Source organism: Micromonospora chokoriensis, assembly GCF_900091505.1.
Taxonomy (GTDB): Bacteria; Actinomycetota; Actinomycetes; order Mycobacteriales; family Micromonosporaceae; genus Micromonospora; species Micromonospora chokoriensis.
Genome location: NZ_LT607409.1, coordinates 2,618,318 through 2,641,479, shown reverse-complemented (window position 1 = coordinate 2,641,479; position 23,162 = coordinate 2,618,318). Strand labels below are relative to the sequence as shown.

Sequence of the window (23,162 nt, the reverse complement as noted above, 5' to 3'; positions counted from 1 at the left end):
GCCCGCTCCGCCGGTCCGCCTGCCGGTGACCTACGTGCTGCCGCTGCGCTGGCACTCCGACAGCGGCCTGGCCGAGTTGACCGACTACCTGCGCTGGCTGGCCGACCGCGTCGACGTGCTCGTGGTCGACGGCTCCGCGCCGGACCTCTTCGCCCGGCACGCCGACGCCTGGGCGGGGCTGGTCCGACACCTCCCACCCGACAGCAGAGGTCCGGGGCTCAACGGGAAGGTGCTCGGCGTCCGCACCGGCGTACGCGCGGCGGAGCACGAACACGTGGTGATCGCCGACGACGACGTCCGGTACGACGAGGCCGGGCTGACCGCCGTACACCTCCTGCTCGACGAGGTCGACCTGGTCCGACCGCAGAACTACTTCGACCCGCTGCCCTGGCACGCCTGGTGGGACACCGGTCGGACGCTGCTCAACCGGGCCCTCGGCGCGGACTACCCGGGGACCCTCGCCGTGCGGCGCAGCACGTTCCTCGCCATCGGCGGGTACGACCCGGACGTGCTCTTCGAGAACCTGGAACTGATCCGCACGATGCGTGCGCACGACCGCTCCGAGGCGAAGCCGGCCTGGCTGTACGTACGCCGGCTACCTCCGGACGCCGCGCACTTCCGAAGCCAACGGGTCCGTCAGGCGTACGACGACCTGGCCCAGCCGGCGCGTCTGCTGACCGCGCTCGCGGTCCTGCCGGCACTGGGCGCTGCGGTCGCGGCCCGGCGACCCGCGCTGGTGCTCGGCGCGGCGGCCGGCACCGTCGCCCTCGCCGAGGCGGGTCGCCGCCGAGCGGGCGGCACCGCCGTCTTCCCTCCGACGACGGCGCTGGCGGCACCGGTATGGCTGCTGGAGCGCGGGGTGTGCGGCTGGCTCGCTGTCGCCCAGCGGTTCCTGCTCGGCGGTGTCCGGTACGGCGACCGCCGGATCCGCCGGGCCGCCCACCGGACCCGTGCCCTGCGCGCCCACCAGGGGCGGCGGCAGAGCCCCTGACAGCACGACAGCTCGCGGTCACCGGGGTGGCCGCGAGCTGTCGCAACGATGATCGGCCCGGTTCAGGGGCTGACCTGGTGCCGGGCCTGCTGGGCCTGGTCCTTGACGTCGTGCGCGGCGGACTTCGTGTCGTCCTTGACCGCGTGCACCGCGTCCTGGGCGGTGGACTTCACCGACTCGGCCGCCTGCTGGGCCGGCTCGCGCAGCTCGTCCTTGAGCTCGTTCGCCACCGCGCCCAGCTTCTCCGTCACCGCGCCGCTGTGCTCGCTCACCCGCTCCTTGAGCTGGGTCGCGGCCTGCTGCTCACGGCGGGAGGCCGGGATCAGCGACGAGGCCAGCCAGCCGACGCCGAACGCGATCAGACCGGCGGCGAGGGGGTTGCCCTGGGACTTCTGCCGGATCACCCGCGGCGCGCTGTGGGCGGCGTCGCTGACCGTGGCCGCCGCCGACTGCGCGGCGTCGCTGACGCTGGAGGCCGCCGACGAGGCGCGGTCACCCACCGAGTGGGCGGCGTGACCGGTGCCGTGGCCGAGGTCAGACGCGGTTCCCATGACCTTGTCCCTCACATTCTGCAGAGCGGAACGGGCCCGCTGCTTGCGGTCGTCGACGATGCGGCTCGGGCTGACCTTGTACGCCAACGCGTCCACATCGGAGCTGAGGCTGTTACGGGTGGCTTCGATCTCCCGGCGGATCTGATCGGGATCGGTGCTCATCGGGTGACTCCCTCCGGGTGCGGCTTGAGCGCGTCGGGGATCCGCTGCACGCTGTCGTTGGTCTTCTTGAGCCCGCGTACGTGCTGGGCGTTCTTCTTGGCCATGGAGTAGAGGACGGCGGCGACCGCGGCCCAGATCACGGCCACGATCAGCGCGGCCAGGCCGGAGTCCATGACGTTGTCCAGGAACTGCCACACGGCGATGGACACGAAGAGCGCCACCATGTAGCCGCCGAAGCCGGCGCCGCCGAAGAGCCCGGCGGCCTTGCCGGCCTTCCTGCCCTCCTGGCGGATCTCCGCCTTGGCCAGTTCGACCTCCTGACGCATCAGCGTCGACAGGTCGGTGGTGACCTGACGCATCAGGTCACCCAACGAGCTGTTGCGCACCTCGTCGGCGGTGTGCGGGGCACCCGCGTCGGGGTGGTGGCCGGAGCCCGGTCCGGGCCCCTGCGTCGGCATGGTCATGCCGTCGCCTCCCTTCGGACGACTCGGTGGCTCACGGACGAGGGCTGCCGGTGGACGGCACGCCCGGCAGCGGGTCGGTCTGGGTCACCGGCGGCAGCGGCTGGCCGGTGCCGGAGTGCTGCGGGTAGTCGCCCCGGGTGGGCTCGGCGTAGCTGCCCGGAGTCGGGTCGGTGTAGCCGCCGGACGTGGGGGCGGCGTAGCCGCTCTGCGTCGGCTCGGCGTAGCCGCTCTGCGGGACGGCGTCCGGCGTGGTGCGCGGCGCCGGGGGCGGCGTCGGGATCACGGCGGTCTGCTCCGGGTCGTACGCCCCGGCACCCCGGTAGGTCGAGGATCCGTTGCCGGAGTCGTCGCCGGCGGCGGAGATGCTGCGGGTCAGTCGGCCGGCGAGCACACCGAGGACCGCCGCGCCGACCAGGAAGGTGCCGGGGTTGCGCCGTGCGTAGTCGCGGACCTCGGTGATCAGGTCACCGGGCTCGCGCTCCTCCAACCAGCCGGCCGCACCGTGCACCCGGTCCGCGGCCTGGCGGGCCAGCTCGGTCACCGGGCCGGCCTGGCCACCCTGCTCGGCCATCGAGCGCATCTCGTCGGCCAGCGAACGCAGCCCGCCGGCGGCCTTGCGCTGCTGCTCACCGGCCTGGCTGGCGAGCTGGGTGCGGGCGTCGCCGTACAGGTTGCGGGCCTGCCGGGCCGCCTCACGGCCGACCTCGGCGCCCTGCTCCCTGGCGGTCTGTGCGACCGCGCCGCCGGCGTGCGCGGCCTCGGAGCCGACCTGGCGCGCCTGTTCGCGGACGCCACTGCCGTTGGCCGACTCCTGCCCGTACGTGGAAGACGTAGGTGAAACTTCGTAAGTCATGATGTCCCTTCCGCTCGGAAAGTCGTCGCGGTTGTGCTGGGGGGATGCGATCGCGTCGCCACGACCGCTGACCATTGACCTACCCGGCGTTTCGGCTTCCATACCTCTTCGTGCATTCCTCTGCGCGGCCGGCCGGATCGACTTCAAAATGGAGGATCGTCGGGCTGCGTCACCACGCCGCCGCGGACAGCGAGGTTCGCGAGGGCTGGCAGATCCACGGAGGGGGCAGCGATGGCACGAGACGCGCGAGGTGGCCGGCCGGCCGCCGCCCGGCCCCGGGTCCAGGTGGCCGCGTTGGCCGTCGCCGGCATCTTCCTGCTGATCGGCGTCCTCGGCTTCATCCCCGGCATCACCACCGACTACGGCGACCTGAGGTTCGGCGGACACCACTCGGACGCCAAGCTGCTCGGGCTGTTCCAAGTGTCGATCCTGCACAACGCGGTGCACCTGATCTTCGGGCTGGCCGGCCTGTCGCTGGCCCGCAGCGTCGCCGGCGCCCGTGTCTTCCTGGCCGCCGGCGGTGCGATCTACCTGGCACTCTGGCTCTACGGGCTGGTGATCGAGGCCATCAACCCGGAGGGCGGGGCGAACATCCTGCCGGTCAACGACGCCGACAACTGGCTGCACCTGGCGCTCGGCTTCGGGATGCTCGCGCTCGGGCTGCTGCTGTCGAACCAGGCCGGCACCGGCGGTCGCCTCGACAGCCCTGCCGAACGCCACTGACCTGGCGTTACGGGTTTCGCGGTCCCGCCCGCAGGGGTAATCGGCCAGCGAAGGAGGTACGACATGCCTCGCTGGCTCCGCGACAACGCGCTGGCCGTCGCCATGATCGGCGCGTTCCTGGTCTTCCTCGTGCTGCAGAGCGTCTTCGGGTGGCAGACCCACAACGAGGAGTTGACCGAGTTCGGGGCCGCGCCACTGAGCTGGCCGGCGTACCTGACCAGCGGGCACTTCGTCGAAGCCGTCTTCGAGAACTGGGAGTCCGAGTTCCTCCAGATGGGCGGGTACGTGCTGCTCACCGCGTACCTGGTGCAGCGGGGCTCGGCCGAGTCGAAGCCGGTGGACCAGACCGACCGACCGGAGGACGACGAGCGCCGGGCCACCCCGCAGTCACCGTGGCCGGTACGCGTCGGTGGCCTGCCGCTGGTGGTCTACCGCAACAGCCTCTCCCTCGCCCTACTGCTGATCTTCGCCGGCTCGTTCGTCGGCCACCTGCTCGGCGGCACCGCCGCGTACAACCAGGAGCAGGCACTACAGAGCGGCGCACCGCCGATCGGGGTGTGGGAGTTCCTGGGCACCAGCGACTTCTGGTTCCAGTCCATGCAGAACTGGCAGAGCGAGTTCCTCGCCGTCGGCGCGCTCATCCTGCTGAGCATCGTGCTGCGCCAACACGGCTCGCCGGAGTCGAAGCCGGTGACCGTCGCGCACGCCAGCACCGGCGCCTGAGCGCAGACCCGACGGTCAGGCCGCGACCGGCAGCCGCTTGGCGAAACAGACGCTGTACGGGTTGTCCACGTACTCGCCGTACACCGGTATCGGGTCGTAGCCGCACGAGGTGTACAACCCGATGGCAGCCGGCAGGTAGGTGCCCGTCTCCAGGCAGACCACCGCATGCCCCTGCCGGAACGCGCACTCCTCCAGCGCGGCCAGCAACTGGCGGGCGATGCCCCGCCCCCGGTACGCGGGCCGGACGTACATCCGCTTGACCTCGCCGGTCTCGGCGTCGAGCGCCTGGAGCCCTCCGCAGGCGACCGCCCGGCCGTTGACCACCACCGCCAGGTAGCGGACGTCGTCGTGCGGCACGAAGACCTGCCCGTCCAACCCGCCGTCGGCCTCGCGCAGCTCACGCTGCTGTGCGACGACGAGGGCGGCGATCTCCGGATCGGTGGCGGGCCGGGACTCGATCAGCATCACCCCACGCTAGGACCGGTGGATTTCGCGGAGGTTTCCGGAAATCAACCCGGTCACGGAGCGCAACGGACTACTCGGCGTCGTCCTCGTCGATGTCGTCGGACGCGTCCGCGCCCACCTCGTCCTCGGACCGCACCCGGCGGGCCTTCCGAGCGGCGAGCCGCTCCGCCGCGGAGGCCCGGTTCGACTTCTCCTCCAGGCGGACGTCGGTGCCCCGGTTACCGGGTACGAACTCCACACCCGCGAAGAGCGTCGGCTGCCAGTCGAACTCGCGCTGACCGATCCGGACCAGGTCACCGGGCTGCGCGCCGGCCTTGGCCAGCTTGTCCTCCACCCCGAGCCGGGCCAGCCGGTCGGCCAGGTAGCCGACCGCCTCGTCGTTGTCGAAGTTGGTCTGTTTGACCCAGCGCTCCGGCCGGACGCCGTGAACGGTGAACGAGCCGTCCGCCTCGGCGGTGATGGTGAACCCGGCGTCGTCCACCGCCATCGGGCGGATCACGACCCGGGTCGGCTCGGCGGGCGGCGCGGCCTTGCGCTCCGCCTCCACCAGCTCGGCCATCGCGTAGGTCAGCTCCTTGAGCCCTTCCCGGGTGGCTGCGGAGACCTCGAACACCCGGTAACCGCGCTCCTCCAGGTCCGGGCGCACGATCTCGGCGAGGTCCCGGCCGTCCGGCACGTCGACCTTGTTCACGGCCACCAGTCGGGGGCGCTCGGTCAGCCCGCCGTACTGGCTCAACTCGGCCTCGATGGCGTCGATGTCGGCGACCGGGTCGCGTCCGGGCTCCAGGGTCGCCGAGTCGATGACGTGCACCAGCACCGCGCAGCGCTCGATGTGCCGGAGGAACTCCAGACCCAGCCCCTTGCCGGTGGCCGCGCCGGGAATCAGACCCGGCACGTCGGCGACGGTGAAGGTGTGGTTGTCCAGCCGGACCACGCCGAGGTTCGGCACGAGGGTGGTGAACGGGTAGTCGGCGATCTTCGGCTTGGCCGCGGAGATCACCGAGATCAGCGACGACTTGCCGGCCGACGGGAAGCCCACCAGACCGACGTCGGCGACGCTCTTCAGCTCCAGCACGATGTCCAGCTGGTCGCCGGGCTCGCCCAGCTCGGCGAAGCCGGGGGCCTTGCGCTTGGCGTTGGCCAGCGAGGCGTTGCCGCGCCCACCGCGCCCACCGCGGGCGATCTCGAAGGTGGTGCCGACGCCCACCATGTCGGCCAGCACGGTGCCGTCGGTGGTCTGCACCACGGTGCCGTTGGGCACCTTGAGCACCAGGTTGCGGCCGTTGGCCCCGTCCCGGTTCGAGCCGGCGCCACCCTTGCCGTTGTCGGCCTTGACGTGCGGGTGGAAGTGGAAGTCGAGCAGCGTGGTCACCTGCGGGTCGACCACCAGCGAGACGCTGCCGCCGTGCCCGCCGTTGCCGCCGTCCGGCCCACCGAAGGGCTTGAACTTCTCGCGGTGGATCGAGACACAACCGTGCCCACCATCGCCGGCCTGCAGATGCAGAACGACCCGGTCAACGAACGTTGCCACGGTGTCAATCCTTCCAGCGAGGTCCTACCCCGCACTTCGGAAAAGGCTAAGCGGGCCGGGACCCGTAGGTCCGCGGCCCGCTTGAGCGAAGAGAACTACTGCTGCGGAACGATGCTGACGGTCTTGCGACCGCGCTTCGTGCCGAACAGGACCGCACCGGCGGACAGCGCGAACAGCGTGTCGTCGCCGCCACGGCCGACCAGGTCACCGGGGTGGAACTTGGTGCCACGCTGCCGGATGATGATCTCACCGGCGCTGACGACCTGACCACCGAAGCGCTTCACGCCGAGTCGCTGGGCCGCGGAGTCACGACCGTTACGCGAGCTGGACGCACCCTTTTTGTGAGCCATTGGAGGACGACCTACTTCCCGCTGGAGATGCCGGTCACCTTGACCTGGGTCAACGGCTGACGGTGACCCTGGCGCTTGTGGTAGCCAGTCTTGTTCTTGAACTTGTGGATCCGAATCTTCGGGCCCTTGGTGTGCGCGGCAATTTCGCCGGACACCGCGACCTCGGCAAGCTTTGCCGCGTCGGTCACCAGGTCGTCACCGTCGACGAGGAGCACCGCGGTGAGCTTCACCGCGTCACCGGGAGCACCGGTGAGCTTCTCGACCTCGATCACGTCGCCCTCGGCGACCTTGTACTGCTTGCCGCCGGTCTTGACGATCGCGTACATCGGAGGCGGACTCCCTGTCGTTGAGGCTGCTGGCGGTCGTCCCCGCGGCGGCTCGCCGGGTAGCAGTGCACGGCGGCGCGGGCACACGGGAACTCGGCACACCAAAAGTGCGCCGCAGGCAAGAGTACGCCATCGCCCGCCCGGACCCCAAACCGGCCCGCCCTGGTCAGCGTGCGCAGAGCTGGTCGAGACGCTGCTGGAGCCGGTCCAGCTCGGTCTCGTCGATTGACTCCACGTCGACGCGGAGCGCGGCCACCTCGGTGCCGAGGTCGGTGAGCATGGTCTTGAGCTGCGGATCGGTGGCCCGCTCCGACTGCGCCCGCAGCTCGGTCCGCCAGCCGTCCAGAGCCGCCTCGGCCCGCCCCCGGGCCGCCTCGGCCGCGGTGCCGTCACCGGCGCCCACCGCCGCGACCATCCGACCCAGCTCCGCCACGTACGTCCGGACGGCGGTGGTGCTGGCCCGCTGGGCGGCGGCGCAGACCTGTTCGGCGTCGCCCGCCGCCGCGCTGCTGGCCGGCCCGGACACCGGGCCCTGGGTGGCCACCCTGGTCACATCCGGCCCAACGGTCCCGGACCGGTCGGAGCATCCGACCGCGCCGGCGAGCACGGTGGCCACCACGGTGACGGCGAGCAGACGACGCATCTTCTTCTCCTGACGCGGGTCGACCGGTCCCGGGCCGGGGTGGCCGGAACGGCGAGGTCCCTTCCCCGTCACTTTGCCGGGGAAGGGACCTCGTCAAACACGTGGCCGGTCAGGCGGTCAGGGGCGCGTCCGGCGACGGGTGCCACCCCGGCGTGAACGACGTCGACCGCCGCCACCCTCGGTGGCCTCCTCGTCGCCGTCACCGTCGGCGAGCGCGTCCGGGTCGTCCGCCGCGGCCAGCCGGGCCGACTCGCCCTGCTGGCTGTCGGAGACCGCCGGAGCGGCAGCGGTGTCCGACTCGTACCGGGACAGGTCGTAGCCCATGGTGTCCTGGTAGTCGGCGTCCGCTTCGGCACTGGTGTCGGTGTCGACGACCTCGACGACGGTCCGTTCGGCCGGCGCGTTCTTGCGCGCCCGACGGCGGGACGAGGTCGTGCCCTGCTCGACGGCCGGGGCGGCGGGCGCCGACGAGGCGACGGCCTTGACCTTCTCCCCCGCGCCGGCGGCACGCGGCTTCTCCGGCACCGGCTCGGTGTGGATGATCACGCCCCGGCCCTTGCAGCACTCGCAGGTCTCGCTGAACGCCTCCAGCAGGCCCGCGCCGATCCGCTTACGGGTCATCTGCACCAGGCCGAGCGAGGTGATCTCGGTGACCTGGTGCTTGGTCCGGTCCCGGCCGAGGCACTCGGTGAGTCGGCGCAACACGAGCTCCCGGTTCGACTCCAACACCATGTCGATGAAGTCGATCACCACGATGCCGCCGATGTCGCGGAGCCGGAGCTGACGGACGATCTCCTCCGCCGCCTCCAGGTTGTTACGGGTGACGGTCTCCTCCAGGTTGCCCCCGGAGCCGGTGTACTTACCGGTGTTGACGTCGACGACAGTCATCGCCTCGGTGCGGTCGATCACCAACGAGCCACCGGAGGGCAGGAAGACCTTACGGTCCAGACCCTTGATGATCTGCTCGTCGATCCGGTACTCGGCGAAGACGTCGCTCGTGCCGACGTGCCGACGCACCCGGTCCACCAGGTCCGGGGAGACGTGCGACAGGTACGACTCGACCATCTCGTACGACTGCTCGCCCTCGATGACCAGCTCGCGGAAGTCCTCGTTGAACAGGTCGCGGACCACCCGGATGACCAGGTCGGGCTCTCCGTAGAGCAGCACCGGAGCGCCACCCTCGGCGGCCTTGGCCTGGATGTCCTCCCACTGCGCCTGCAGACGCTTGACGTCACGGGCCAGCTCGTCCTCGGTGGCGCCCTCGGCGGCCGTACGGACGATCACGCCCGCGCCGTCCGGGACCAGCTTCTTGAGCACGTCCCGCAGCCGCTTGCGCTCGTTGTCCGGCAGCTTGCGGCTGATCCCCGACGCGTTGCCGTTGGGCACGTAGACCAGGTGCCGGCCGGAGAGCGCGATGTGGCTCGTCAACCGGGCACCCTTGTGCCCGATCGGGTCCTTGGTGACCTGGACCAGCACCGAGTCGCCGGAGCGCAGCGCCTGCTCGATCGAGCGGGCCCGCCCTTCCAGGCCGGACGTGTCCCAGTTGACCTCGCCGGCGTACAGCACCGCGTTGCGGCCCCGGCCGACGTCGACGAACGCCGCCTCCATGCTCGGCAGCACGTTCTGCACCTTGCCCAGGTACACGTTGCCGGCCATCGTGCCGGAGGAGTTACGGGTGACGTAGTGCTCGACCAGGACGCCGTCCTCCAGGACCGCGATCTGGGTACGGTCACCGCGCTGGCGGACCGCCATCACCCGGTCCACGGCCTCCCGGCGTGCCAGGAACTCCGACTCGCTCAGGATCGGCGGCCGGGTACGCCGCTGCTCCCGGCCGTCGCGGCGGCGCTGACGCTTGGCCTCCAGGCGGGTCGAGCCGGAGACGCCCTGCACCTCGTCGACCGTACGGCGCGGCTCGCGGATCTTCACCACGGTCGGGACGCCGTCGTCGGCGGTGCCCTCCGTGTCGCCCGCGCCGCGACGACGACGCCGCCGGCGACGACGGGTCAGTCCGTCGCCGCCCTCGGCCTCCTCGTCCACGTCGCCCTCGGTCTCGGCCTCGGACGTCTCTTCCTCGTCGGCCTGGGCCGCCTCCTCGGACTCCTCGTCCTCGGCGTCGTCGGCCCCGCCCTTGCCCCGGCCACGGCCACGGCGACCACGCCGGCGGCGACGGCGCGCGGCGGCGCTGTCCTCGTCGTCCTCATCCGCCTCGGTGGCCTCCTCGGCCTCCTCGACCGGTGCCTCCTCGGCCTCGACCGCCTCGATCGGCTCAACCGGCTCGGCGTCGCGGCGACCGCGCCGGCGGCGGCGGGACGGCTCGGCGGCCTCCTCGACGGCCGGCTCCTCGGCGACCGGGGCGGACTCCACCGGCCGGGTCACCGGCACGGCGTCGGGCTGGGGCGCCATGAACAGCACGGTGGGCGCGGAGAGGGCAGCCCTCCGACGACGGGTACGCGGCTGCTCCGGCTCGACCTCGGCGGGCGCGTTCGGCTCGTCGCCGACACCGGGAACTGCCACACCCGGCGGCACCTCGCCCGAGCGGTCCTGAGCCCCGCTGGTCCAGGCCAGCTCGGCGGCGGTCGCGCTCGGAAGGGTCTCCGTGTCGTCCAGCTCGGCCTCGGCCTCGCGCAGGTCGGACTCCGCGGGCTCCTCGGCGACGATCGGCTCCTCGGTCGCCGGTGGCTCCTCGGCGGCGACCGGCTGCTCGGTCGCCGGTGGCTCCTCGGTCGCGGGCGGCTCCTCGACGGCGGCCGGTGTGGCCTTCTTACGCCGGGTCCGGGTCACCTTGACCGGCGGAACCACCTCGGCCGACGCCGCCTCCGCCGAGGCGGCGACCAGCGGCTCGTCGGCGGTGGTCTCGACGGGAGTGGCCTTGCGGCGGCGCCGGGGGGTCTTCGGGGCGACGTCCAGGTCACCGGAGACCGGAGCGAAGACCTCCGCCTGCGGTGACTCGACACTGCCGGCCCCACCGGTGGTCGCCTCGACCGGCGCGTCGGTCTGCTCCGGCTGGTTGAGCGGGGCGGCCCGGCGGCGGGTCGCCCGGGTGCGCCGCACCGGGGCGGCGGGCTCGACGCTCTCCGCCCCGGTGGCGTCCTGCGGCGGTCCCACCGGAGCCGAACCGACCGCCGTGGTGCTGTCGTCGGCGGTCTCGCCGGCCGGCTGTGAACCGGTCCGTTCGCCGCCCTCGGGCTCGTTCTCGAGCATGGACGTTCTCCAGTTCTGGCTACCCCGGGCGCGGGTGAGCGCTGCCACGCAGGGTCGCCGCAAAAGTGTTTCCGCCGGGCGCGCGAGGTGCGCGACCGCCGAAGTCTGCCTGCCAGAGCACCGACCGTCGGTCAGTGCTCAACGATGGCTGCCCCGTCGCGGTCCGCATCCAACGGATCCACGATCGCACCCTGCGCGGTCAACGTGCCCTGAGCCAGCCGGGTCACCCTCGGCGAAACCGGCGGCTCCAGGTCGGCCACCACGCGGAGGCCGGAAAGGACGTCATCGGGCCGCACGGACGGGGTGACCTGCCGCACGACCAGTTCGAGTATCGCACACGGGACGTCCGGTGCCCCGGAAGGCGTCGGCGTCGGTGCTGAGGCATCGATCGACATCACGGCCGCGCGGGCGTCGAACGTCCGTCGGCCCTGCTTGGTCATCCGCTCCACCAACACCTCGTCGGCGGCGACGAAGGCATCCACAGCGGCCCGCAGCACCGCCGGGTCCACCTCGGGCATCTCGATGTGCCAGTGCGACGCCTCGATCCGGTCCGGAAGGTTGCCCCCGTCGGCGATCACGGCGTCCAGGACGTCCAGCCCGGGAGAGAGCGCGGCGTCCAACGCGGCCCGCAGCGCCTCCGGGTCGACCGGCGCCTGAAGGGCGATCTCCAGGTACTCCGCCTCGCTGGCCACGCCCGTCGGCGCGGCGCTGGCGTAGGAGATCTTCGGGTGCGGATGAAAACCCTGGGAGAAGGCGACCGGTACGGCGGCCCGGCGGAGCGCGCGCTCGAACGCCCGGGCGAAGTCCCGGTGCGACGTGAACCGCAGCGGCCCGCGCTTGGCGTAGCGGATGCGGACGCGCTGGACGACCGGCGCCTGGCCGCCCTCGGGTTGAGGCTTTCTGGCGATCGTGTGCTCCTCGGGGGTACCTGCGTGTCCACCCATCCTGGCGCAGGCGTCGTGACGGTACGCGACCGGGGCGGTCGTTCGGCGTCGACGGACGGGGGCAAAGCGGTCGCCAGGGACGTTACCGCCGCCGCGAAGGCCGACGGCCGGCCGGTGACGCGGAGGTCACCGGCCGGCCGTCACGTGTTACCGCCGTGTCGGCGGCGGGGGCGGCGGACCGCCCGGCGGGCCGTAGTTCGAGGGCGGGGCGTACCCCGGTGGGGGCGCGTACCCGGAAGGCGGCGGCGCGTAACCGGGCGGCGGCGACGGGTACGCGCCCGGATCCGCCTGGTCGAGCAGGTGATCCGGGATGTCGGCCGCCTGTGCGGCCTCCCGGCGGTAGCGACGGCGGTTCCAGATCAGGAAGACCGCCAGCCCCAGCAGTAGCACCAGCACCACGGCGATCCCGATGCCCACCACCATCACCTGCTGGTCGGTGGGGCCACCGCGGTCGCCGTGCTGGGTGACGTCGAACTCCTCGTCCGCGCCCCCGGTGCGGGCCGGACCCGGGTCGGTAGCGGCGGCCGGGTCGAGCAGTGGGTTGGCGGTGACCGGCGGCACGTTCGCGGTCAGCGCCTTCACGGGGTCGATTACCCCGAAGCCGTACTGCGGGTCCCGCCCGGCCGGGCCGGCGTCCCGCGCCGTCCGGATGATCCGGTTGATCACGCTCGGAGCGTTCAGGTCCGGGTACTTCGCCCGGATCAGCGCGGCGAGACCGGAGACGATGGCAGCCGAGTCGGAGGTGCCGTCGCCCCAGCCGTAACCGCCCTCGTTGGCGGCGTTGTAGATGCCGTCGCCGGGAGCGGCGACCACCGCCTCCGGCCCCTTGACGGAGCCGGACCAGAACGAGCCGCCCCGGGTCGTGCCGGTCACCGCGACCACACCGGGGGTGTTGGCCGGGCTGATGACGGTGGTGTCGCCCTTGGACGTGTTGCCGGCGGAGGCGATCACGACGACGTCGTGGTCCAGCGCGTACTTGATCGCGCTCACTTCCTCGGGGCTGGCGGAGCCCGGGCCACCGAAGGACATGTTGATCACTTTGGCGCCGCCGTCGACGGCCATCCGGATGCCGAGGGTCACCGCCGCGGCGGTGTTGGTCTCGCCGGCCTTCCGGAGTTTGATGGGCAGGATCTTCGCACCGGGGGCGATGCCGTCCACCCCGTCCCGGCCACCGCTCTTCGCCGCGATGATGCCGGCCATGTGCGTGCCGTGCCCCTCCTCGTCGGTCCGGCCGTCGCCGGAGCCGCCGTAGCTGCGACCGCCGGCCAGCACCTGACCGCGCAGGTCCGGGTGGGTGGCCTCGACACCGGTGTCGAGCACGGCCACGACCACGCCCCGCCCGGTCGAGATCTCGTGCGCCTGGTCGATGCGGAGTTCGTCCAGATACCACTGCTCGGCCCGCCGGGGTGCGGCGGCCGCCGGTTGGGCGGCTCCCACCACCAGGAACCCGGCCAGCAGGCTGGCGATCACCGGTCGGAGGCTGCCGACGTTCACAGTCATCATTCCGTCCTCAGCGAAGGACACCCGGAGACGCCCCGTCACCAGGGCCCCACGGATCGTCGTCCTCAGTCAACCACGACGAGTGCTCCGAGCCGCTGCCGCCGCCGTGCCCGGCCCCGCCCGCGCCGCCCATCATGCCGCCGCCCATCATCCCGGCACCGCCGATGCCACCAGCGCCACGCGCGCCGCCCGGCATCCCGGCGCCGCTCGCGCCGGCAGCGGTGCGGAGTGCGTTCGCCGCACTGGTCATCGGTGGCAGCTTGCCGTTGCCGCCACCCACCATGCCGGGGATGCCGCCGACGCCGATCCCTCCCGCACCCAGCCCGCCACCGGCGCCGATCCCACCGGCCGAGCCCACGCCGGGCCCACCCCCGAAACCACCGCCGGCGCCACCGAGACCGGCGCTGCCGACCCCGGTGCCACCGAGGCCGCCGCCGATGCCGCCGATGCTGCTCGGGCTCGCCCCGGCCAGCCCGCTGCTGTAGCCGTCGTCGCCATCCGGATAGCCGGAGCCGGTCGACGGGGGCGTGAACTGGCCGGTGCCGGGGGCCGAACCGTCGCCGATCCCGCCGGGCCCGGTCGGCGAGAACGGGCCGACGCCGGACGTCGGACCGCCCACCTCGCCGATGCCCGGTGGCCGGCTGCCGATGGTGGGGCCGCCGCCACCGATGTCGGGCTTACCGCCGAACTCGCCTCCACCGATGTCGGGCCGCCCGGTCGGCGGAACCCGGGTGTCGCGACGGAAGTCGTCCCTCATGTCCGTGTTGGGCGCGACAACGGTGAGCTTCGGACGCTCCGCGTACACAGCTGCGGGCAGCGGCGACATGGCCGCGTGGGCCGCCTGCTGGTTGTCCCGGTACCAGTTGTCCAGATGGGACTTGGTGTCCCACCAGCCTCCCCGCTTCTGGTCGCCGGCCTGCCCGTCGACCTTCATCGTCGCTTCCAGGTCGTCGGCCTTGTCGCGGAACGCGCCGTCGGCGTACGACGCCGGGTTGTTCTGGTAGTCCTGCCGCAGGGCGGCGAGGAAGCCGGACGAGCTCTCGCCGTCGCGGGCGTCGTCGAGCTCGGTGCCGTTGGGCAGGCTCCACTCGTTGATGCCGAAGTCGTCCATCAGCGGAATCGGGATCGTGGAGACCGACTTGCGGATGTCGCCCTCGATCCGGATCAGGGCGCCACTGACGTTCGTCGCGTCGGTGATCAGATCCTCGATCTGCTTGCCGATCGTGCTCAGGTGCTCGCGGTACGCGTCACCACCGCTGCCCTTCCAACCGGCGAGCATCCCGGGCAGGCCGCCGACGTGCGGGCGTTCCTGACCCGTCGCGACCGGCCCGACGAACGATCGGCCGACCAGCGCGTCGCGCAGGTGTTGCAGACCGGTGGAGAGGTTGTTCCAGCCCGCTCCGACCGAACCGACGGTCTCCGGGTCCGCGGAGAGCGTCACCTCGCGGACACACCGCTCCCAGGTTCCTCCAGCCATGACCGTCCCCCTCAGGCCGTGTACGGGTAGGTGGGCGCGCCGCCGGCGGTGGGCGGCGGTGCGGCGGACTCCAGCAGTCGCTCGATCTCCTTGCCGTTGGCCGCGTTACGCGCCTCGGTGTCGCGGAACGCCTTGGCGATCTCCTCGGTGCCCTGCTTCAGCGCGGCGAGCTTCTGGGTGAGCGTCGTGAGGTGCGCCTCCATGTTGCCCGTGGAGGTGGTCAGCGCCGCCCACTGCATGCGGGCGTCCTCGTACGCCCCGAAGGGGGTGCCGTTCGGAACGGTCTGGGCGTTGTTGCTGTCGCCCTTCATCCGTTCCTTGATGCGCTCCATCTCGTAGCTGAGGGTGTCCTCGACGTACTGCTTCAGGCGTTCGACGTACGCCGCCGCGGCGTCCAGGTCCTCGACGCTGACGTGCAGATCGCCGGTGCTCGGCGGCGGGATGCTCCCCATGCGATTCCTCCCCCGTTCCCGACCCGCCGGGTCGGTCCATGTCAGACGCAGCGTATCGAAGTCTGACCAAGTCGGGGCAGCCCCCGTTCGCCGTCGACACACACCCACAGGTGGCGGTGACGCGGCGCGGAGCCCGACCGACACCAACGGGCCCGCGAGACGCGGACCCGTTGGACGACATCGGAAGTGGAGAGTAGCGGGCAGCGCCTCCGGGCGCCGCCCCGCCGGCGAGGTCAGGCCCCGCCGGTCGGCACCTTCATGCCGTTGCCACCCACCGGGGTGAGCGGCAGCAACTTCTTGCCGGTGGGGCCGATCTGGATCTCGGTGTCCATCGACGGGCAGACTCCACAGTCGAAGCAGGGCGTCCACCGGCAGTCGTCCTGCTCGAAACCGCTGACCGAGTCCTGCCAGTCCTGCCAGAGCCAGTCCTTGTCGAGGCCCGAGTCGAGATGGTCCCAGGGCAGGACCTCCAGCTCCTCGCGCTGCCGGGTGGTGTACCAGTCGAGGTCCACCCCGAACGCGGGCAGCGTCTCGGCCGCCGCGTCCACCCAGCGCTGGTAGGAGAAGTGCTCGCTCCACCCGTCGAACCGGCCGCCGTTCTCCCACACCCTGCGGATGACCGAGCCGACCCGCCGGTCGCCCCGGGACAGCAGACCTTCGATGAGCGACGGCTCGCCGTCGTGGTAGCGGTAGCCGATGGCGCGGCCCAACGAGCGGTCCGAGTTGATCGCCTGCTTGAGGATCTTGAGTCGGTGGTCGATGACCTCCGGACGCTCCATGGCGGCCCACTGGAACGGGGTGTGCGGCTTCGGCACGAACCCGCCGATCGAGACGGTGCAGCGGATGTCCTTGGAACCGGTGGCGGCCCGACCGGCCCTGATCACCTCGTGCGCCATCTCCGCGATCTCGAGGACGTCCTCGTCGGTCTCGGTGGGCAGGCCGCACATGAAGTAGAGCTTCACCTGCCGCCAGCCGTTGCTGTAGGCGGTGACGACGGTGCGGATCAGGTCTTCCTTCGACACCATCTTGTTGATGACCTTGCGGATCCGCTCGGACCCGCCCTCCGGGGCGAAGGTCAGACCGGTACGCCGCCCGTTGCGGGACAGCTCCTGCGCGAGGTCGATGTTGAAGGCGTCCACCCGGGTCGAGGGCAGCGACAGCGAGACGTTGGTGCCCTCGTACTGCTGGGCGAGGCCCGAGCACATGTCGCCGATCTCCGAGTGGTCCGCCGAGGAGAGCGACAGCAGGCCCACCTCGGAGAAGCCGGAGAACTCCAGGCCCTCGCGGACCATCTGCCCGACCGTGGTGATCGACCGCTCCCGCACCGGACGGGTGATCATGCCCGCCTGGCAGAACCGGCAGCCCCGGGTGCAGCCCCGGAAGATCTCCACCGCGTACCGCTCGTGCACCGTCTCGGCCAGCGGCACGAGGGGCTTCTTCGGGTACGGCCAGGCGTCCAGGTCCATCGTCGTGCGCTTGTGCACCCGGAACGGCACGTCCGCCCGGTTCGGCACGACCCGCTGGATGCGCCCGTCCGGCAGGTAGTCGACGTCGTAGAAGCGCGGCACGTAGACGCTCTCGGTGCGGGCGAGCCGCAACAACAGCTCGTCACGCCCACCCGGGGAGCCCTCGGCCTTCCACTCCCGGACGATCGCGGTGATCTCCAGAACCGCTTCCTCGCCGTCACCGAGCACCGCGGCGTCGATGAAGTCGGCGATCGGCTCCGGGTTGAACGCGGCGTGCCCACCGGCCACGATCACCGGGTCGGCGTCGGTGCGGTCGGCGGCCAGCAGCGGAATGCCGGCCAGGTCGATCGCGGTGAGCATGTTGGTGTAGCCCAGCTCGGTCGAGAAGGAGAGACCGAACACGTCGAAGTTGCGGACCGACCGGTGCGCGTCGACGGTGAACTGGGGCACCCCGTGCGTACGCATCAGGTTCTCCAGGTCCGGCCAGACCGCGTACGTCCGCTCGGCGAGGGTGTCGGGCAGCTCGTTGAGCACCTCGTAGAGGATCTGCACGCCCTGGTTGGGCAGGCCCACCTCGTACGCGTCGGGATACATCAACGCCCAGCGCACGGCTGCCGCATCCCAGTCCTTGGTGACCGCGCCCAACTCGCCCCCGACGTACTGGATGGGCTTGGAGACCTGGGGCAGCAGCGGCTCGAGCTGGGACCAGACCGAATGGGTGGCGGCCGCGCGCGGCGTCAAGGACGGGGCACTCATGATGCCCAAGGGTACGCGCCCGTCCGGCGGTGGCGACGCGGTACTAACCTCGGACCGGCGCGAGAGGAGATTGCCGCGATGCCCGAGCCTCAGCCGGGAGCACGGCCGGCCGACGGGAGCACCCCGGGCACACCGCCGGACCGCGATCCGGCGGCCGCCGACAAGCCGACCTCCCCACCCGTACCGTCGGACCAGCCGGAACCCTCGACGCAGCCCACGGCTGCCGACCGACCGGAGCCGGCGGACCAGCCGGAGGCCACCGCCACCGAGGACGTTCCCGCGCCCCGGTGGAGCGGCTCGGCCTCGGTGCCGCCCCCGTTGCCGCGCCGACCCGCCTGGGGTGAGTCGGCCGAGCCGACGCCGCCGCAGGCCGTGCCCGTCGGGCCGCCGGAGCACCAGACCCCGGTCGACCCGTGGGCCGGGGTGGACACCGGCGGCTGGGACCTGCCCTCCGCCGAGTTGCCTCCGCTGCCCCCGACGACGCCCTACCCGGTGCCGCCGGCGACTCGGCAGTGGTCCGGTCCGCCCGCTCCCCCGGTCGGGTCGCACCCGGTGCCGCCGGTCGCTCCGGTGCCGCCGCCGGCCGCCCCGGTGCCGCCGCCGGCCGCCAGGCCCACGATGCCGAGCCGACCGATGTCGCCGCCTCCACCGCCGCCCGCACCGGCCAGGCCTCCGAAGCAGCGCCGCGGCGGCCGGTCCAGCACACCACCGGCGGCGCCCGCTCCGGGCCAGCCGACCACCAAGGGGTACGCGCCGGCCCGTCGGCGTCGCCGCTGGCCGTGGCTGCTGCTGCTCACGCTGGCGTGCTGCTGCGGCTGCCCCGCCTACTACGGCTTCCCGATCTCGGCCCAGTACCCGGCCCGCGCGGCGCTGCCGGAGCAGATCGAGGACCTCACACTGCGTCAGGACAACCGGAGCGCGGAGACCGCGAAGCAACTGGAGAACGAGGTACGCGACGAGCACCTGCTGGCCGAGGACACGTTCGCCGGCGTCTACTCCACGACGAACGGCAAGCGGGTGACCCTCTTCGGCGGCACCGGGTTCCGGTTGACCCCGGAGGCGGACGCGGAGGCCGAGATCAGCCGACTCGCCGACCGGTACGCGCTGGCGGCGGCCGAGACCGTCGACACCGGTGTCCGGGGACGGCACGAGCGTTGCGCCGTCGGCCGGGCCGACGGCAGCGACGTGGTGGTCTGCACCTCGGTCGACCACGGCAGCATCGCCACCGGCGTGTTCACCCGGCTCTCCGTCACCGACAGCGCCACCCTGCTGAACACTCTGCGTATCCAGATTGTCCAGCCTGAGCGAGGCTGAGCCACACCACGGGCCGCCGACCAGCACCGCTGGCGTGTCGGCGGTGACGCCGCGTCAGGTCGCGCCCAGACGACACACTCCATCGGGCGATGGCCGAACGCCGGCCACCGAACGCGAGAGGCCGACCACAGAAAGTGAGGCCCGCCGACGGGTCACGCGTCGCGGGTCGGGTCCGGGTGGGCGCGGGGCGGGGCGTAGCGGGGTACGTACTCCTGGCCGGTGAGCTTCTGGATCTCGCTCATCATCTCGTCGGTCATCTGCCGCAGCGAGGTCCGGTCGTCCGGTCGGCCGGTGAAGTCCAACGGCTTGCCGAAGCGAACGGTGATCTTGGCAGTGCCGGGGCGGGGCACCCGGGCGCCGATCGGCTGCGCCTTGTCCGTGCCGATCATGCCGACCGGGATGATCGGCACACCGGCGGCGATCGCCAGCCGGGCCGCGCCGGTGCGGCCCCGATAGAGCTTGCCGTCCGGCGAACGGGTGCCCTCCGGGTAGACCACCACCAGGTCACCGCCCTTGAGCGCCGGGATCGCCGCGTCGAACGCGGACAGCGCGGCACGGCCGCCGGCCCGCTCGACGGGAATGGCGCCGAGGCCGGTGAGGACGAACTTCGAGATCGCGCCCTTCACCCCGGTGCCGTTGAAATACTCCGACTTGGCCCAGAACGCCAGGTGTCGGGGCACGACCGTGCCGAGGAACAGTTCGTCGGCCACCGAGAGGTGGTTGCCGGCGAAGATCGCGCCGCCGGTCTCCGGCACGTGTTCCAGACCCTCCACGGTCGGGCGGAACGCCACCCGCAGCGTGGGGCCCACGGTCAGCTTGCCGATGGTGTAGAGCAGCGGCACTGGTCCTCCGGCAGATGAAATGCGAGCAGGCGGTGTCACCGTAGCGGACGCCTCCACACCCCGCAGACGGAGGTGTGGAGGCGTCCGCGTCCGCGCGTTACGACCGGCGGACGGTGACCGTGATCTGCTCGCCCTCGCCGACCTCACCGGCGAAACCGTCGAGCCCCTCGGCGAAGTCCACCGAGTCGGCCAGCACCTCGCCGGAGACGAAGTCGACGTACGCCGACACGGCGGCGCGCACCTCCTCGGACGCCGACACCGACACCACGATCCGGTCCGACACGTCCAGGTCGGCGTCCCGGCGGGCCTGCTGCACCACCCGCACCACGTCGCGGGCCAACCCCTCGGCGGCCAACTCCGGGGTCACCTCGGTGTCCAGCACCACCACACCCTCACCGCCCGGCAGGGGCGCGGAGTGCTCGGCGTCGGCGGCGACCAGCCGCAGCTCGTACTCGCCTTCGGCGAGGGTGACACCGGCGGCCACCGGGGCGCCGTCGACCAGCTCCCAGTCGCCCGCCTTCACCGCCTTGATCACCTGCTGCACCTGCTTGCCGACCCGCGGGCCGAGCGCCCGGGGCACCACCGTCAACACCTGCTCGCAGTACGCGGACAGCTCCGCGCTGAACTCCACCGCCTTCACGTTGACCTCGTCGGCGACCAGGTCGGCGAACGGGCGCAGCTGCTCCGCCGCCGGCGAGGCCACGGTGAGGCTCGCCAGCGGCAGCCGCACCCGCAGACCCTTGGCCTTGCGCAACGACAGCGCCGCCGACGCGACCGCCCGTACGTTGTCCATCGCTGCCACGAGATCGTGGTCGGCGGGGAACTCCTCCGCCGACGGCCAGTCGGTCAGGTGCACCGACCGCTCACCGGTCAGGCCACGCCAGATCTCCTCCGCGGTCAGCGGCGCGAGCGGCGCCACCACCCGGCTGAGCGTCTCCAGCACGGTCCAGAGCGTGTCGAACGCGTCGACGTCACCGGACCAAAACCGGTCCCGGGACCGGCGCACGTACCAGTTGGTGAGCGCGTCCAGGTAGGACCGGACGGTCGCGCAGGCGCCGGAGATGTCGTACGCGTCCATCTGCGCGCTGACAGTCGACACCAGCTCGTTCGTCTTCGCCAGGATGTACCGGTCCAGCAGGGTGCCCGCGGCGTCCGCGCCGCCGGTCGGCTCAGCGTCGGTCTTCCGCTTGGCCCGGTATCCGTCGGCGTTGGCGTAGAGCGTGAAGAAGTACCAGACGTTCCACAGCGGCAGCAGCACCTGCCGGACCGCGTCCCGGATGAGCGTCTCCGTCACCGCCATGTCCCCACCCCGCAGCACCGGTGAGGACATCAGCATCCACCGCATCGCGTCCGACCCGTACGAGTCGAAGACGTGGTAGACGTCCGGGTAGTTGCGCAGGCTCTTGGACATCTTGCGCCCGTCCGAACCGAGCAGGATGCCGTGGCTCAGGCAGTTGCGGAACGCCGGCCTGTCGAACAGCGCGGTGGCCAGCACGTGCATCGTGTAGAACCAGCCACGGGTCTGCCCGATGTACTCGACGATGAAGTCACCCGGGTAGTGGTGCTCGAACCAGTCCGCGTTCTCGAACGGGTAGTGCACCTGGGCGAACGGCATCGACCCGGACTCGAACCAGCAGTCCAGCACCTCCGGCACCCGACGCATCATCGACTGACCGCTCGGGTCATCCGGGTTGGGGCGGACCAGGTCGTCCACCGCCGGCCGGTGCAGGTCGCTCAGGCGTACCCCGAAGTCCCGCTCGATGTCCGCCAGCGATCCGTAGACGTCCAGTCGCGGGTAGTTCGGGTCGTCGGACTTCCACACCGGGATGGGCGAGCCCCAGAACCGGTTGCGGCTGATCGACCAGTCCCGGGCGTTGGCCAGCCACTTGCCGAACGAGCCGTCCTTGATGTGCCCCGGCGTCCAGTTGATCTCCTGGTTCAGCTCGACCATCCGGTCCCGGAACTGGGTCACCGCGACGAACCACGACGACACCGCCTTGTAGACCAGTGGGGTGTCGCAGCGCCAGCAGTGCGGGTACGAGTGGGTGTAGGTGTCCTGCTTGAGCACCACCCCCCGCTCCTTCAGCTCCCGGATCACCGGCTTGTTGACGTCGAAGACCTGCTCACCCTGGTACGGCGGGACAAGCGCGGTGAACCGGGTGTGGTCGTCGACGGTGACGATGGTGGGGATGCCGGCGGCGTTGCAGACGTTCTGGTCGTCCTCGCCGAACGCCGGGGCCAGGTGCACGATCCCGGTGCCGTCCTCGGTGGTGACGAACTCCGCGCCGAGCACCTGGTAGGCGTTGTCGCCAGCCTGCTCGACGAGGAAGTCGAACAGCGGCGTGTAGCGACGTCCGACCAGGTCCCGGCCGTACACCGTGCCGAGGAGCTCGTACCCGTCCAGCTCCTTGGCGTACGCGCCGAGCCGCGCGGCCCCGACCACGAAGCGGTCCCCGTCGCGCTCCAGCACCGCGTACTCGATGTCGGGGCCGACGGCGAGCGCCAGGTTCGACGGCAGGGTCCACGGCGTGGTGGTCCAGACACCCAGCTTGACCGGTCCACGCACCAGCTCCGGGGCGGACTCGTCGGCGGTCAGCCCGAACCACACCGACAGCGTCGGGTCGTGCCGGTCCCGGTAGACGTCGTCCATCCGGGTCTCGGTGTTCGACAGCGGCGTCTCGCACCGCCAGCAGTACGCCAGCACCCGGAAACCCTCGTAGATCAGACCCTTGTCGTGCAGGGTCTTGAAGGCCCACATGACGCTTTCCATGTAGTCCAGGTCGAGGGTCTTGTAGTCGTTGGTGAAGTCGACCCAGCGGGCCTGCCGGTTGATGTACCGCTCCCAGTCCTGGGTGAACTCCAGCACCGAGGTGCGGCAGGCCTCGTTGAACCGGGCCACGCCCAGGTCGATGATCTCCGCCTTGCTGGTGATGCCGAGCTGCTTCTCCGCCACCACCTCGGCGGGCAGGCCGTGACAGTCCCACCCGAAGCGGCGCTCGACGTGCCGCCCCCGCATGGTCTGGTAGCGCGGCACCACGTCCTTGACGTACCCGGTGAACAGGTGCCCGTAGTGCGGCAGGCCGTTGGCGAACGGCGGGCCGTCGTAGAAGACGTACTCGTTCTTGCCGTCGGTCCCGGCGGGACGGGCCTCGACGCTGGCCTCGAAGGTCTTGTCGGCCGTCCAGTGCTCCAGCACCCGGCGCTCGACCGCGGGCAGGTCCGGGCTCGCCGGGACACCGGCGGCGGTCGGGTCGTGCAACGGATAGGCCATCGGGGGTCGCTCTCCTCGCAGCTCACTGTTCGTGGGTCTGCGAGGACGAACCTTCCGGGGTACGCCTCGAACGACGCTCCCCGGGTGGCCCGCGGTACCACCCCGCTTGGCGGTCAGGATCGACCGCCCGCTCATTGCCGGCTGTGACGGGCCGCAC

Annotated in this window: 20 protein-coding genes; 4 read left to right on the top strand and 16 right to left on the bottom strand. The window is 71.7% G+C overall.

The genetic code is table 11. The features are described 5' to 3' along the window. Positions 1-25: 25 nt before the first annotated feature. On the top strand, positions 26-991 hold the full coding sequence (locus GA0070612_RS12535; protein ID WP_231924539.1) for a glycosyltransferase: 966 nt from the start codon (positions 26-28) through the stop codon (positions 989-991). Between the two features lie 62 nt (positions 992-1,053). Here the strand turns inward: GA0070612_RS12535 and GA0070612_RS12530 are convergent, their stop codons facing one another. The 3 genes from GA0070612_RS12530 to GA0070612_RS12520 are packed head-to-tail and all read right to left on the bottom strand — an operon-like array spanning position 1,054 to position 3,021. After that, positions 1,054-1,704, bottom strand: a complete 651-nt coding sequence (locus GA0070612_RS12530) for a DUF3618 domain-containing protein (RefSeq protein WP_088988054.1) — start codon at positions 1,702-1,704, stop codon at positions 1,054-1,056. After that, positions 1,701-2,168 (bottom strand): phage holin family protein, encoded by a 468-nt coding sequence (locus GA0070612_RS12525; protein ID WP_088988053.1) that lies wholly within the window; start codon positions 2,166-2,168, stop codon positions 1,701-1,703. The genes GA0070612_RS12530 and GA0070612_RS12525 overlap by 4 nt, the downstream gene beginning before the upstream one ends. 31 nt (positions 2,169-2,199) lie before the next feature. Further along, entirely contained in the window at positions 2,200-3,021 is an 822-nt protein-coding gene (locus GA0070612_RS12520; protein WP_088991451.1) for a hypothetical protein, read from the bottom strand. Between the two features lie 231 nt (positions 3,022-3,252). Between GA0070612_RS12520 and GA0070612_RS12515 the strand changes: the two genes are divergently transcribed. Further along, positions 3,253-3,744 (top strand): DUF4383 domain-containing protein, encoded by a 492-nt coding sequence (locus GA0070612_RS12515; RefSeq protein ID WP_088988052.1) that lies wholly within the window; start codon positions 3,253-3,255, stop codon positions 3,742-3,744. A gap of 63 nt (positions 3,745-3,807) precedes the next feature. Next, positions 3,808-4,467, top strand: a complete 660-nt coding sequence (locus GA0070612_RS12510; protein ID WP_088988051.1) for a DUF6766 family protein — start codon at positions 3,808-3,810, stop codon at positions 4,465-4,467. Between the two features lie 15 nt (positions 4,468-4,482). Here GA0070612_RS12510 and GA0070612_RS12505 read toward each other — a convergent pair whose 3' ends face one another. The 11 genes from GA0070612_RS12505 to GA0070612_RS12455 all read right to left on the bottom strand — a co-directional run bounded on the left by GA0070612_RS12505 (position 4,483) and on the right by GA0070612_RS12455 (position 17,578). Beyond that, positions 4,483-4,932, bottom strand: a complete 450-nt coding sequence (locus GA0070612_RS12505) for a GNAT family N-acetyltransferase (protein ID WP_088991450.1) — start codon at positions 4,930-4,932, stop codon at positions 4,483-4,485. A 70-nt stretch (positions 4,933-5,002) separates the two neighbouring features. Beyond that, positions 5,003-6,463 (bottom strand): GTPase ObgE, encoded by a 1,461-nt coding sequence (obgE, locus tag GA0070612_RS12500; RefSeq protein ID WP_088988050.1) that lies wholly within the window; start codon positions 6,461-6,463, stop codon positions 5,003-5,005. Between the two features lie 95 nt (positions 6,464-6,558). Continuing rightward, complete coding sequence (gene rpmA, locus GA0070612_RS12495; protein WP_007464062.1) at positions 6,559-6,813, bottom strand: 50S ribosomal protein L27; 255 nt, start codon at positions 6,811-6,813, stop codon at positions 6,559-6,561. Between the two features lie 11 nt (positions 6,814-6,824). Beyond that, positions 6,825-7,139, bottom strand: a complete 315-nt coding sequence (gene rplU, locus GA0070612_RS12490; RefSeq protein WP_007464063.1) for a 50S ribosomal protein L21 — start codon at positions 7,137-7,139, stop codon at positions 6,825-6,827. 166 nt (positions 7,140-7,305) lie between these two features. Further along, positions 7,306-7,782 carry a hypothetical protein gene (locus tag GA0070612_RS12485; RefSeq protein WP_088988049.1) on the bottom strand — a complete coding sequence of 159 codons (477 nt, stop codon included), beginning with the start codon at positions 7,780-7,782 and terminating at the stop codon, positions 7,306-7,308. 117 nt (positions 7,783-7,899) lie between these two features. Next, positions 7,900-10,983: an Rne/Rng family ribonuclease gene (locus tag GA0070612_RS12480; protein ID WP_088988048.1), complete on the bottom strand. Its 3,084-nt coding sequence runs from the start codon at positions 10,981-10,983 to the stop codon at positions 7,900-7,902. A 131-nt stretch (positions 10,984-11,114) separates the two neighbouring features. Then, entirely contained in the window at positions 11,115-11,810 is a 696-nt protein-coding gene (locus GA0070612_RS12475; RefSeq protein WP_231924625.1) for a TIGR03936 family radical SAM-associated protein, read from the bottom strand. Positions 11,811-12,074: 264 nt separating this feature from the next. Continuing rightward, on the bottom strand, positions 12,075-13,427 hold the full coding sequence (gene mycP, locus GA0070612_RS12470; RefSeq protein ID WP_088991448.1) for a type VII secretion-associated serine protease mycosin: 1,353 nt from the start codon (positions 13,425-13,427) through the stop codon (positions 12,075-12,077). Positions 13,428-13,437: 10 nt separating this feature from the next. Beyond that, positions 13,438-14,904, bottom strand: a complete 1,467-nt coding sequence (locus GA0070612_RS12465) for a hypothetical protein (RefSeq protein WP_088988047.1) — start codon at positions 14,902-14,904, stop codon at positions 13,438-13,440. Positions 14,905-14,915: 11 nt separating this feature from the next. After that, complete coding sequence (locus GA0070612_RS12460) at positions 14,916-15,356, bottom strand: WXG100 family type VII secretion target (protein ID WP_088988046.1); 441 nt, start codon at positions 15,354-15,356, stop codon at positions 14,916-14,918. Between the two features lie 233 nt (positions 15,357-15,589). After that, a complete protein-coding gene (locus GA0070612_RS12455; protein WP_088988045.1) occupies positions 15,590-17,578 on the bottom strand; it encodes a TIGR03960 family B12-binding radical SAM protein in 1,989 nt (662 codons plus the stop codon). A gap of 78 nt (positions 17,579-17,656) precedes the next feature. On the opposite strand from GA0070612_RS12455, the gene GA0070612_RS32805 reads away from it, so the two are divergent. Further along, a complete protein-coding gene (locus GA0070612_RS32805) occupies positions 17,657-18,892 on the top strand; it encodes a hypothetical protein (RefSeq protein ID WP_269458284.1) in 1,236 nt (411 codons plus the stop codon). 152 nt (positions 18,893-19,044) lie between these two features. Here the strand turns inward: GA0070612_RS32805 and GA0070612_RS12435 are convergent, their stop codons facing one another. Both GA0070612_RS12435 and ileS read right to left on the bottom strand, forming a co-directional pair. After that, positions 19,045-19,734 carry a lysophospholipid acyltransferase family protein gene (locus GA0070612_RS12435; protein ID WP_088988042.1) on the bottom strand — a complete coding sequence of 230 codons (690 nt, stop codon included), beginning with the start codon at positions 19,732-19,734 and terminating at the stop codon, positions 19,045-19,047. A gap of 97 nt (positions 19,735-19,831) precedes the next feature. After that, complete coding sequence (ileS, locus tag GA0070612_RS12430) at positions 19,832-23,005, bottom strand: isoleucine--tRNA ligase (protein WP_088988041.1); 3,174 nt, start codon at positions 23,003-23,005, stop codon at positions 19,832-19,834. Positions 23,006-23,162 lie beyond the last annotated feature (157 nt).